7 protein-coding genes are annotated in these 12295 nt (G+C 69.3%); 4 read left to right on the top strand and 3 right to left on the bottom strand.

Features of this window, described 5'->3' with window-relative positions:
• Window positions 1-109 precede the first annotated feature (109 nt).
• Complete coding sequence (locus tag ACFVVK_RS10505) at window positions 110-3751, bottom strand: TM0106 family RecB-like putative nuclease (protein ID WP_390266363.1); 3642 nt, start codon at window positions 3749-3751, stop codon at window positions 110-112.
• A 212-nt stretch (window positions 3752-3963) separates the two neighbouring features.
• Between ACFVVK_RS10505 and ACFVVK_RS10500 the strand changes: the two genes are divergently transcribed.
• From ACFVVK_RS10500 to ACFVVK_RS10485, 4 genes are all read left to right on the top strand, one after another.
• Complete coding sequence (locus tag ACFVVK_RS10500; RefSeq protein WP_390266362.1) at window positions 3964-6423, top strand: Tex-like N-terminal domain-containing protein; 2460 nt, start codon at window positions 3964-3966, stop codon at window positions 6421-6423.
• A 177-nt stretch (window positions 6424-6600) separates the two neighbouring features.
• Window positions 6601-7995 (top strand): OFA family MFS transporter, encoded by a 1395-nt coding sequence (locus ACFVVK_RS10495; protein ID WP_390266361.1) that lies wholly within the window; start codon window positions 6601-6603, stop codon window positions 7993-7995.
• Between the two features lies 1 nt (window position 7996).
• On the top strand, window positions 7997-8125 hold the full coding sequence (locus tag ACFVVK_RS10490; RefSeq protein WP_390266360.1) for a hypothetical protein: 129 nt from the start codon (window positions 7997-7999) through the stop codon (window positions 8123-8125).
• A gap of 100 nt (window positions 8126-8225) precedes the next feature.
• Complete coding sequence (locus tag ACFVVK_RS10485) at window positions 8226-9989, top strand: gamma-glutamyltransferase family protein (RefSeq protein WP_390266359.1); 1764 nt, start codon at window positions 8226-8228, stop codon at window positions 9987-9989.
• A gap of 387 nt (window positions 9990-10376) precedes the next feature.
• Here ACFVVK_RS10485 and ACFVVK_RS10480 read toward each other — a convergent pair whose 3' ends face one another.
• Together ACFVVK_RS10480 and ACFVVK_RS10475 are read right to left on the bottom strand one after the other, a co-directional pair.
• Window positions 10377-10775 carry a VOC family protein gene (locus ACFVVK_RS10480; RefSeq protein WP_390266358.1) on the bottom strand — a complete coding sequence of 133 codons (399 nt, stop codon included), beginning with the start codon at window positions 10773-10775 and terminating at the stop codon, window positions 10377-10379.
• A gap of 220 nt (window positions 10776-10995) precedes the next feature.
• Window positions 10996-12295, bottom strand: a 1300-nt coding sequence (locus tag ACFVVK_RS10475) for an HNH endonuclease signature motif containing protein (RefSeq protein WP_390266357.1), incomplete at its 5' end; no start/stop codon positions are given.

Raw genomic sequence — 12295 nt, 5'->3', positions numbered from 1 at the left:
CCGACGGATGGCATGTGCCTCTGCGGGGCCGGGGGAAGGACATGTCCCTTGGTGCGGGGGTCCAAGGATGGACATGTCCCGCTGTGGAGAGCGGGCATGTCCCCGTGAACTAGGCGCGGACTGACCTTTGGCACAGGCCGATGAAGCCGCCCAGTTGCTCCATGCCCTCGGGATGGGTGGGGAGGTAGTGGGTCAGCTCCGTCGCCCGGACAATCACTGCACGCCACTGCCCGCGGGATACGGCCACGTTGATCCGGTTGCGAGAGAGCAGGAACTCCATCCCGCGCGGAGCCTCGGCAGCGGCCGAACAAGCCATCGACACAATAACCACCGCGGCTTCCTGGCCCTGGAACTTGTCCACCGTCCCCACCCGCACACCGGGCAGGCCGGCGCCGTCCAACGCGTCGCGGATCGTGTTGACCTGGGCGTTGTAGGCCGCCACCACCAGGATGTCCGTTTCAGCCAGGGGCCGCATGCCGTCTTCGGCGTGCCAGGAAAGTCCGAGGTGCCGCCGCACTTGCCGGACGACCTCCGCAGCTTCCTCGGGGGAGGACGTCGTATTGCCACTGTGCTCCACCATGACCGTCTCGATTCCCGCGGGGACGCCCGCCAGCAGCCGCAGGTCCGCCGCCGGCGCCGACTGCAAACGGCCCTCGTAGGACAATTCCGACACGGCCCGGCACAGCTCGGAATTCATCCGCCACGAGTCGGCCAGGAAGTAGCCGAGTTCGGGCGGAAGCGTGGCGTGGCCAGCGGAAATCCAGCCCAGCGCGGACTCGTCGACGGGTTCGGGGTGCCGGCCCTGGCTGACCTGCGGCAACTGCTGAGGGTCGCCGAGCAGGAGCAGCCGGCTGCTGGCCTGGGCCACGGCCAGGGTGTTGGCCAGGGAGAACTGTCCGGCCTCGTCGATCACCAAAAGATCCAGCGACCCGGGCGGGACCGTGGCGCCTGTCATTGTCCAAGCGGTGCCGCCGATCAGGGCCCCGCCAGCAGACCCGAGGACAGCCGAGACGTCCTTGGCGGTGCGGCGCGGCCACGGGATCGGGGCGTTGTGCTTCACTTCTTTCGCGACGCGGGCGGGGTCTACTCCGGCCTTGGTCACCGCGGTGGTCAGCAGGTTCTCGACGACGGCGTGGGACTGCCCCACGACGCCGACCTTCCAGCCCCGCTCCACCAGGCGGGCGATGACGTGCGAACCCACATGCGTTTTTCCCGTGCCGGGGGGACCCTGCACGGCGAGGTAGGAGTGGTCCAGACCCTGAACGGCCTCCGTGATCGCATCGATGAACCGGTCCGGCCCGACACCTGGCCGCGGCAGCGGACTGCCGGCAACCAGCCGCGGCGGCAGGCGGCGGACGAGGTCCAACGCGGGATGTTTGGGAAGGGACGAGGATTCCAGGCCACTTGCCACTCGGCTGGCGAGGGCTTGCAAGGCTTCCTCAATGCTCTTGGTGGCGAGGGGCTGGTCCTCCGTGAGCGCCACCGGAAGGTCATTGTGCGGCGGAATTTTTCGGTGAAGCCGGTCCCGGATGATGACGGTGTCTTTCCCGTCGTCGTGGCCTAGCTCTAGAATCTCCGTTCCGAACCAGCCGTTGCGCCCGGCCCCGTCCTTCCCGGTGCCGTCGAGCCCGGCGGGAAGCGGGACGGCGTACATCCGGAACCATTTGCTGCCTTCGCGCAGATCTGAGCCCGGACTGACGGTGCCGGTCAGCTTGACCCGCCGTTCGGGAAGCTTGGTGCCCGTCTGCTGCCACTCGTCGAGAATCTCGGCGGCTTCGACCAGGAACACGTTCCTGTCCCGGTCATGCGTCTCGGGGCCGTACTCGCAGCGGTCGAAGTGCGCCCACCAGAATGACTTGCGCTCGCGGCGGTGGTAGCTGACCGCGGCCGCCAACATCGCGACGGCCTTCCGGTCATCATCCGGCAATGCCGTCCCGGGCGCCGCAAACGTCATCAGCGCGATCTCGGCAGGGGTCAGGGCGGGATCGTTCGCTGCAGCGTCGACGGACCGAGAGTCGGAGCCCGCCGCTGGCTTGCCCACCGCCGCCCCGGTTCCCGGCAAACCGCCGCCGCCGCTGACCGCAACGCCCCGCGGCGCGATTCCGCGTTCCTGGGCCAGGCCCAGGAGCCAGTCACGGAGTTCCAGCGTGGAGAGGCAGTCGTATTCGTTGTAGTCCGAGATGCTGGCCAGGATTTTGTCCGCGTCCTCGGTCCGCTTCTCCTCGCGCGCCTGGCAGTAGTGGGAGTAGGCCACCACGGAAGCGCCGGCATCCTTCACGTCCCCGGAGCGGAGCCTCGTTCCCATGTAGAGGGGTTCGAGCTTCTTGATGCTGTAGGAGTTCTCGGAAATCCTGAGGCTGTTCCGCACCGTCTGGTATAGGTCAACGAGCAGGCCTTCCCGCAGCCAGCTATCAACCGTGTCCTCGCCCGCAACGTGCATCACGGAGAGTTTGCGGAGGGCGGTCTTCTCATACGCGGCGTAGTGGTAGACATGCATGTCCGGGTAGGCCTGCCGGCGCTTTTCGACGTAATCGAGGAAATCCAGGAAAGCCTGTTTCTCGGCCTCCCGGTTGTGCGCCCAGAACGGCTTGAAGATGCCGGGGGCGCCCGGCGCGGCCGACGCCTCAATGACCCCAAACAGGTACTCCAGTCCCCAGGCCCCCGTGGTGCTGTCCTGCCAAAGCGGGTCGCCCTCGAAGTCGAAGAAGATGTCGCCCGGGCTCGGTGGCGGCAGTTCGGCCAGAATGTTCTCCGGGATCACCCGGTAGCTGATGGTGTGTTCCGTCCCGTCCTTGGCGTACCGGACGCTGCCGTCCGGAGTGCCTGTCCCGCTTTGCATCCGGGCCTGCTCCTGCAGCCGCTGCAGTGCGCCGTTCGCGCCGGCAAGGTCTGCTTCGGCGAGTTCCTTGACGGTGAAGATCTGCCGGGCGTGCAGCGCCTTGCGTTGTCTGGAGTTCATCCGCGCCACCAAGAGGAGATCGTCCGTGGCCTTGACCATCTCCTGGCAGTAGTCGCAGCGCCCGCAGGCGGTGAGGCCGGCCCTGCCCCAGTGGACGGGGCCGGGCTGTGCGATGTGCTCCGAAGTCAGGGCGAGGAAGCGCTCGCGGCGTTCCCGGAAAACCGGCAGGAGGTCCGGCAGCCTGTGGTGGCCGCGAAGGTAGTCGAAGCCGCCGTCCGGCAGCGGAACGGTGGCACCCAGGACCAGGGTGACCGCCGGATCCGGTGTAATGCCGGCCTTCAGGAGTTGGTCCCCGTAGGCCGCAAGCTGGAGCAGCGCCGTCACCTTGGCATGGCGGGCGAGCTTGGTGTCGAACACGGAGTAGCTTCCGTCCGGCCGCCGCACCAGGAAGTCGGAGCGGCCATGGAACTGGCCGTCGAAAAAGGCCGCCTGGAAGACGACGTCGGCGCCGGCCCGCAGCGCATCGATGGATTCTGCGTGCTTGGCGGACAGGGTGGCGCGGTCCATGCTGTCGGCGGGGACGACGTCGTACACGCCGCGTCCGGCAGAAGGATCCCAGGGTCCGAACTGCTCCACGAACCCGGCCAGGACATTTTGCTCGTGGACGTCGCCGAGTCTGGCGGCGTACTTGAGCATCTCATCCTCGCCGAACTCCGCCTTCGGGGTGCGGCCCAGTTTCTCGTCCAGTTTCCGGAGCAGCTGGTACTCGCAGGTCGCGGCCACCACAAGATCGCTCGCGGAGTAGACCAGGTCCGGCGCTGAGCCCGGCACCTCAGGTTCAAGGAAAAACACTGTGCCCCCGTCGTTGTGGCCCTGTCGAGCTCGGTGGACGGCGTGACTGCCGCCGTCGATCTCTTACTGCCAAGCTATCAAAGGCCACCGACAATCTGGCCCGGCCGGCAGGGCCACGAACCCGACCGGACCAGCGGTCCAGCCGGCCCGGCAGTACGGCCGCCGTAGGCCAGCTGCCGCCCCGGTCAGCGCCGTAGGGCAAAATGGGAAGGGTGACTCAACTCCCGCAGCGCCCCGCCTCACCCGCTTCCAGCCCGTCGGTCAAGACCGGCACCCCGCAGACCCAGGAGTCCGGCATCGCCGCGCAGATCGCCGGGGAGCTCGGTGTGCAGGCGTGGCAGGTGAAGGCCGCCGTGGAGCTGCTCGACGCGGGATCCACCGTGCCCTTCATCGCCCGGTACCGCAAGGAGGCCACCGGAACCCTGGATGACACCCAGCTCCGCGATCTGGAGGAGCGGCTGCGGTACCTCCGCGAGCTCGAGGACCGCCGTCGGACCATCCTGGAGGCGATCGCCGGGCAGGGCGCGTTGACGCCGGAACTGCAGGCCGCCGTCGTCGGCGCTGACACGAAGTCGCGGCTCGAGGACATTTACCTGCCGTTCAAGACCAAGCGGCGCACCAAGGCGCAGATCGCCCGCGAAGCAGGGCTGGAGCCGCTCGCCGACGCCCTGCTGAAGCGCCCGGAGCTGGACCCGGAACGCGAAGCCGCCAAATACTTCAACGCCGAACATTCCATCGGGGACACCGCTGCCGCGCTCGCCGGGGCCCGTTCGATCCTGGTCGAGCGCGTCGCCCAGGACGCCGACCTGGCCGAGACGTTGCGGGAGCGGCTCTGGACGCAGGGCCGCATGGTCTCCCGGGTCAAGAAGGGCAAGGAGGCCGAGGGCCAGAAGTTCAAGGACTACTTCGAGTTTTCCCAGCAGCCGTCCGGGATGCCCTCGCACCGCGTTCTGGCGCTGCTGCGCGGGGAGAAGGACGGCGTGCTGGAGCTGGACCTCGCCGAGGCGGCCCCGGACGACGACGCCGCCCTCACCGCCGCGCGCGGCCGCTATGAGGCCGCTGTGGCCAGGTTCCTCGGGGTCGCCGACCGCGGCCGGCCCGCCGACGCCTGGCTGCTGCAGACCGCCCAGCTGGCTTGGCGCTCACGGGTCCTGGCCCGGCTGACGGGAGATCTGCGCGGCCGGATGTTTGCCGCCGCCGAGGACGAGGCTGTCCGCGTCTTCGCCGCCAACCTGCGCGACGTGCTGCTCGCCGCGCCCGCCGGGAACCGCGCCACCCTCGGCCTGGACCCGGGACTCCGCACCGGGGTTAAGGTCGCCGTGGTTGACGGCACCGGCAAGGTGGTGGCGACGGACACGATCTACCCGCACGCCCCGGCCCGGAAATGGGACGAGGCGCTGCGGACCCTCGTGAACCTGGCCAAGAAGCACGGCGTCGAACTCGTGGCGATCGGCAACGGCACGGCGTCCAGGGAAACGGACAAGCTCGCCGGGGAACTGATCAAGCAGCTGTCCTCCGGATCGGAAAGCAAGCCGCAGAAAATCGTGGTGTCCGAGGCCGGCGCGTCCGTGTACTCGGCCTCGGCGCTGGCCGCCGCCGAGCTCCCCGGCATGGACGTGTCCCTGCGGGGCGCCGTCTCGATCGCCCGCAGGCTGCAGGACCCGCTCGCCGAACTCGTGAAGATCGAGCCGAAGTCGATCGGCGTCGGGCAGTACCAGCACGACGTCACCGCCTCGAAGCTGGACCGCAGCCTCGACGCCGTCGTCGAGGACTGCGTGAACGCCGTGGGCGTCGACGTCAACACCGCCTCGCCAGCCCTGCTGAGCCGGGTGGCCGGCGTCGGGCCGTTGCTGAGCGAAAACATCGTGGCCTACCGGAACGAGCACGGCCCGTTCGCCAAGCGAAGCGAGCTGAAGAAGGTTCCGCGGCTTGGCGCCAAGGCGTTCGAACAGTGCGCCGGCTTCCTGCGGATCACCGGCGGCGCGGAACCGCTGGATGCCTCCAGCGTGCACCCGGAGGCCTACCCGGTGGCGCGGAAGATCAAGGCCGCCGCAGGGAAGGGACTGGCTTCTGCCCTGAACCCGCAGGACTTCGTGGACGGCTCCTTCGGCCTGCCCACCGTGCAGGACATCATCGCCGAGCTCGAGAAACCGGGCCGCGACCCCCGTCCGGCGTTCTCCGCGGCGGCGTTCTCCGAAGGGATCGAGAAGATTTCCGACCTGCGGCCCGGCATGGTTCTGGAGGGCACTGTCACCAACGTGGCGGCTTTCGGCGCGTTCGTCGACGTCGGGGTGCACCAGGACGGGCTGGTGCACGTCTCCGCGCTCGCCAACCGGTTCGTGTCCGATCCCCGCGAAGTGGTGAAATCGGGGCAGGTGGTCCGGGTCAAGGTGCTGGAAGCGGATCCGGAGCGGAAGCGCATCTCGCTCACGCTAAGGCTCGACGACGAACCGGCAGCTTCCGGCGGCAGCGCACCTTCGTCCCGGGGCAGCGGTAGACCCCAAGGTGACCGGCAGCAGGCCGGGCAGCGACAGCCCGGGCAGTCCCAAGCGCCGAAGACAGCCGGCCGACAGCCCCAGCCGCAACGGTCAGGCTCCCAACCGAGGCCCACGCCGTCGCCCGCAAACACCGCGATGGCCGAGGCGCTCCGGAAAGCCGGTCTGGGGAAGTAGCACCCCCGCACCCACGGGGCCGCGTTTACCGTTCATCGCGACACAGCTACCGCTCGGCGCATAAATACGATGTTTGCTTATCATCTGCACCATGATTGCCGGAGGCAATGGTCTCCGCCGCGGGACGTCGCCTGGATGTGCTGGACACCGATGTCGTTGACGAGCAGGGGAGCATTTATGGGCTGGCTAGACCGCGAACGAACTATTGCCCCGCCGGGGTTCAACCGGTGGCTCGTGCCGCCCGCCGCGCTCGCCGTGCACCTGTGCATCGGCCAGGCCTACGCGACGAGCGTCTACAAGACCGCGCTGGTGAAGCACTTCGGCGCCAGCCTGACCGAGATCGGCGTGATCTTCTCGATCGCGATCGTCATGCTGGGCCTCTCCGCCGCCGTCATGGGCACCTGGGTAGACCGGAACGGGCCGCGCAAGGCGATGTTCACCTCGGCCGTGTTCTGGGCCAGCGGCTTCCTGATCGGGTCCCTGGGCATTTTCACGCACCAGCTCTGGCTCGTGTATCTCGGCTACGGCGTGGTGGGCGGCATCGGCCTGGGGATCGGCTACATTTCGCCGGTCTCCACTCTGATCAAGTGGTTCCCCGACCGGCCCGGGCTGGCCACCGGCATGGCCATCATGGGATTCGGCGGCGGCGCGCTGATCGCCAGCCCCGTCTCGACGGCGCTGCTGAAGATGTACGATCCCAACTCCGGCGCCACGGGCTGGGTGGCCAGCGGCGATGCCGTCGGCAAGCTTTTCCTGACCCTCGCCGCCGTCTATCTCGCCTACATGATGTTCGGTGCGTTCACCATCAAGGTGCCGGCCGAGGGGTGGAAGCCGGCAGGCTTTGACCCCTCCAAGGTCGAGGCGTCCAAGTTGGTCACCACGGACAACGTCTCGGCGAGGAACGCCGTCAGGACCCGGCAGTTCTGGCTGGTCTGGGTCGCCCTGTTCTGCAACGTCACGGCCGGCATCGGCATCCTGGAACAGGCCGCGCCGATGATCCAGGACTTCTTCCGCAAGTCCGACGGCGCGTCCCTGGTCAGTGCCGGCGTCGCCGCCGGCTTCGTGGGGCTGCTCTCCATCGGCAACATGGCCGGGCGCTTCGCCTGGTCCGCGACCTCCGACGTCACCGGCCGCAAGCGCATCTACATGCTGTTCCTCGGCGGCGGCGCCGTGCTCTACACCGTGCTCGCGCTGGCCGGGTCCTCCACCACCCTCCTCTACGTGGTGCTGGCGTTCCTGATCATCTCCTTCTACGGCGGCGGCTTCGCAACCGCGCCCGCCTACCTGCGGGACCTGTTCGGCACTTTCCAGGTCGGTGCCATTCATGGCCGGCTGCTGACCGCATGGTCCGCTGCCGGCGTCGCGGGACCGCTGATCGTCAACGCCTTCCTGGACGCCCAGGGCAAGCCCGGCCAGCTCAACGCCGCGTCCTACCAGCCGGCCCTGCTGACCATGGTGGCGCTGCTGGTGGTCGGCTTCGTGGCCAACCTGCTGGTCAAACCGGTCGACGCCCGATTCCACGAACCACGCCCGGACCGCGAGCGGTCGGCCGAATCTGCCCTGGAGGCCTGAGATGAACACTGCACAGACACCAGTGACACCGTCGACAGGGAAACTCGTGCTCGCATGGGGCCTCGTGGGGGTGCCACTCGCGTACGGCGTGTACGAGACACTCACCCGAGTGACGGCGCTGTTTGGCTGACGGCGTAGTTGCGGACGGGTCCCGATCGTTGGGCGGCCGTGTGCCGTTCACCCGCCCAGAGGAATTCACCACACGCCCCACGTTGCAAGGCACCTTTGGGATGAGTGCGTCCACGCACTGGCTCCCGACGGCGGCGGCGCAGGCAGTGTTGGAACGCGGCGGAAACGCCTTCGACGCAGCAGTCGCGGGGGCGTTCGTGCTCCATGTGGTGGAGCCGCACCTCAACGGCCCCGGCGGCGACATGACTGGTGTCTTTGTCACGGCGGACGAACCGGGCAAGCCAGTAGTCCTGATGGGCCAGGGGCCGGCGCCGGAGGCCGCCACGGCGGAGCACTACCGGGCCGAGGGCCTGGATTTGGTTCCGGGCTCCGGTGCCTTGGCCGCCGCGGTTCCTGCCGCCGTCGACGCCTGGCTCCTGCTCCTGCGCGACCACGGAACCTGGGAGCTGGACGCGGTCCTGGACTTCGCGATCGGTTACGCCCGCGACGGGCACCCGATGTTGGGCCGGGTCGGCGCCACTATCGCCGCGGTGGCCGAGTTGTTCCAGGAGCACTGGCCCACGTCCGCCGAGCTGTGGATGCCCGGTGGCAGAATCCCGGCTGACGGTGAACTCGTCCGGAATCCGGCCTACGCGCGGACGCTCGAGCGCCTCATCGAGGCCGCTGCCGGCGCACCATCCCGCGAGGCCCGGATCGACGCGGCCCGGCGCGAATGGCGCGAGGGGTTCGTGGCACGGGCCATGGCGGAATCCGTGCAGGTCCCGCACCGGCACTCCTCCGGCACGGACCACCGCGGGGTGCTGGCCCTGGCGGACCTGGCCGGATTCGAAGCCGGGTACGAGGCCGCCGCCACCGTCGAGTTCCGCGGGCACACGATCGCCAAGACCGGGCCGTGGGGCCAGGGGCCCGCGCTCTTGCAGACCCTGGCGATCCTCGACGGGTTCGAGGACCGGTTCCTGGACCCGTCCACCGAGCTTGGGGCGCACACCATTTTGGAGGCCCAGAAGCTCGCGCTGGCCGACCGGGAAGCCTATTACGGCGACACCGGCGTTCCGCTGGACTACCTGCTCTCCGAGGAATATGCCGCGGGCCGCCGTGCCATGATCACGAACCGGGCCTCGCATGAGTTCCGGCCAGGGCAGGTGCCGGGGCACGAGCCCTACCTCCCACCGCTGCGGACGGAGTACGCGCCGCCCGCCCTGGCCCGCAGCGCGGCAGGCGTCGGCGCTGCCGGACTGGGGGCCGGGGAGCCCAGCGTGGCGCCGACCGGGGAAACCCGCGGGGATACTTGCCATATCGACGTCGTGGACCGCTGGGGCAACATGGTCTCTGCGACGCCGTCGGGCGGCTGGCTGCAGTCCTCTCCCGCGATCCCGGAGCTGGGTTTCTGCCTGGGCACGCGGCTGCAGATGACGTGGCTGGAACCCGGCACGCCGTCCACGCTGACGCCCGGCAAACGCCCGCGAACCACGTTGACGCCGACTCTCGTGCTGCGCGGCGGCCGGGCGGTGACCGCACTGGGGTCGCCCGGCGGCGACCAGCAGGACCAGTGGCAGCTGCCATATCTGCTCCGGACCATCGTCGGCGGCTACTCACCGCAGCAGGCCATCGACGCGCCCACGTTCCATACGACGTCGATGCCCGGTTCCTTCTGGCCGCGCACCTGGGAGCCCGGTGGCGCCGTCGTCGAGGACCGGTTGGGGGAGGACGTCATCGGGGGCCTTGAACGCCGGGGCCACGTGGTCACCCGCGCCGGTGACTGGGCGCTGGGACGGCTGTCCGCCGTCGTACGGGATCCCGCAACTGGGATCCTGCAGGCTGCCGCGAATCCGAGGGGCACGCAAGGCTACGCCGCCGGCCGGTAGCGGCCCTAAGGCGCTCAGCCGACGAATTCGTTGAGTGCCAGAACGTTGCCTTCCGGGTCCCTTAGGAAGGCGGATTTGACCGGGCCGAAGTCCATGATCTCGCCTAGCACTTGCCCCTCGACGCCCCGAAGCTCAACGGGACGGGCAGCAGGCCCGGCAGTCACAACCTGCGAAGTCGGCCGACCACCAGTCCCAGCCGCAGCGGTCGGGCTCCCAGCCGAGGCCCACGTCGTCGCCAGTCAATACGGCGATGGCCGGCGCTCCGGCAAGCAGGCCTAGCCAAATAGCCTGCCGTGGTCGAAGCCTGCGCCCTCGAGGAAGGGCGTCGTCGGCCTTTGAGCGCCGGGTCAGGGTGTCAGTTACGCCCGTGACCGCCGCTTCGGGAGTTCAGCCCATGAATTCGTTGAGTGCCAGAACGTTGCCTTCAGGGTCCCTTAGGAAGGCCGACTTCACCTGGCCGAAATCAATGATGTCGCCCTCAACCTTTCCCTCGGCACCGCCGAAGCTGGCCGGGGACGGTGGCTGGAAGTTGGCACCGCGGGCCTTGAGCGTAGCGACCAGCTCCTCTAGGCCGGTGACCATGAAACTGATGATGGGGTAGGACGGGGGAACCCGGTCCGGGATCTCGCTGAGGGCAATGGTGGATCCGCCGGCGGCCCCGAAAACCATCGGGTCGTCGCTAGGGCCGGAGAGAAGATCGAGGCCGAGGACGTCCCGGTAGAAAGCCCGTGCCCGGTCACCGTTTTGTGCCGGCAGGATCGGATTGACGTAGAAGCGGTGGAGCATGCCGGGCCTCCTCGTTCACAGAGCGCCTTCTGACACTTCCATGGTGGCAGAATCCGCACGGCTTCGGAGGCGTTCTTCGGGTAGCGTCCGTAGGCGCCATCCCGTCATGACGGCCGTGATGAGGTGCTCTAGGCCCTGCCGTGCCGGAGCCGGTGCCGCTGTGACGGGACGCTGTTGTCTGTGCCGGGGCCGGTGCCGGTGGGGTCATCCGGGCCGCCGGTCATGCGGCGGTGGGGAGTTGGGCGGGGTGGAAGTAGTGGTTGCGTCGTGGTCTCTGGCGGGGGTCGATGTGGGGTGGCGGGATGAACCAGGGCACGCCGCTGCGGGACTGGATGGTCCAGTGTTCCTTGTGGATCAGGTGGTGGTGGTGGGAGCAGAGCAGGGCGCCGTTGTCGGTGCTGGTGCCTCCGCCGCGGGACCAGTAGGTGATGTGGTGGGCCTCGCACCACGGGGCCGGGATGGTGCAGCCCGGGAAGGAACAGCCCCGGTCGAGGGCGGTGAGGGCCTTGCGCTGGTGGGGCGGGAAGATCCGGGAGGCCCTGCCGATGTCCAGGATCCGTCCCTCGCTCCCGAGCAGGACGGGGATGATGTCGGCGTCGCAGGCGATCTTGCGGACGGTTCCGGCGGTGACGGGTCCGGTGAACAGCAGCGACCCGGTGTGCTCGAGGGCCCGGCCGGCCGGTCCCGGGACGCCGGGGACCGGTGCGGGGGCGGCCGCAGTGCCGGGGACCGGCGCCGAGGCGGCCGCGCCGCCGGTGGCGGTGCCGAGGCGGGTGAGCAGGTCGCGGTAGTCGATGGTGACCATGACCTGGGGGCGGAGCCCGCCGGCGGCCGGGACTCCGCCGGCGGCGAGGGCGGCCTTGCAGCCACCGACCAGGCCGTCGAGCCTTTTCTGCGGCAGGGTGCGCAGGTCCAGGCCCGCCGCGCCGGGGTCCTCCTCCGGCACCGGCCGGCCCTCCTCAGCCCGCACGGTTCCGGCGACGGGCCGGTCGTCCTCACCCCGGACGGTTCCCGTGGCGGGCTGATCCGCCTCAGCGGCGGCGGTTCCCGTGGCGGGCTGATCCGCCGCAGCGGTGGCGGTTCCCGTGGCGGGCTGATCCGCCGGGGACGGCTCGTGGTCGTTCGTGGCGGCGGGGGCGGTGTCCGTTGCGGCCGACACGCCGCCAGCAGGGGAACCGCAGGCGGTCACGCCGCCCCCACCGCTCACCCAGCCTTCGCTGGCGGGACTTGTCTTCCAGCCGTGGCCGGCGGGGCACGTATCAACCTTCCAGCCCCCGCCGGCGGAACCGTCAGCAGCGGCAAAGCTGGTTGCAACCCATTCGCCGGAGCCGGCCGAGCGGGCGGCGTCTTGACCGGCGGGCGCTGCCGCACCGCTGCTCTCGGGGGTGTCGGGGGTGTTCGGGGCGGTGGTTCGGGGGTTCGTGCCGGTGTTCATCACGGTGAGGAGGTGTTCGAACTGTTCGGTGGTCGCGAAGATCTCGAGGCGGTGCAGGCCGTGGCGCTGGCCGCGGATGAAGGCG

Source organism: Arthrobacter sp. NPDC058192 (assembly GCF_042883665.1).
GTDB lineage: Bacteria > Actinomycetota > Actinomycetes > Actinomycetales > Micrococcaceae > Arthrobacter.
This window is presented reverse-complemented; position numbering and strand designations above follow the sequence as displayed.

Excerpts from the sequence above, each read along its gene's own strand:
- ACFVVK_RS10495 (WP_390266361.1), top strand. The coding sequence starts at position 6,601 with ATGGGCTGGCTAGACCGCGAACGAACTATTGCCCCGCCGGGGTTCAAC.
- ACFVVK_RS10490 (WP_390266360.1), top strand. The coding sequence starts at position 7,997 with ATGAACACTGCACAGACACCAGTGACACCGTCGACAGGGAAACTCGTG.
- ACFVVK_RS10485 (WP_390266359.1), top strand. The coding sequence starts at position 8,226 with ATGAGTGCGTCCACGCACTGGCTCCCGACGGCGGCGGCGCAGGCAGTG.
- ACFVVK_RS10480 (WP_390266358.1), bottom strand. The coding sequence starts at position 10,775 with ATGCTCCACCGCTTCTACGTCAATCCGATCCTGCCGGCACAAAACGGT.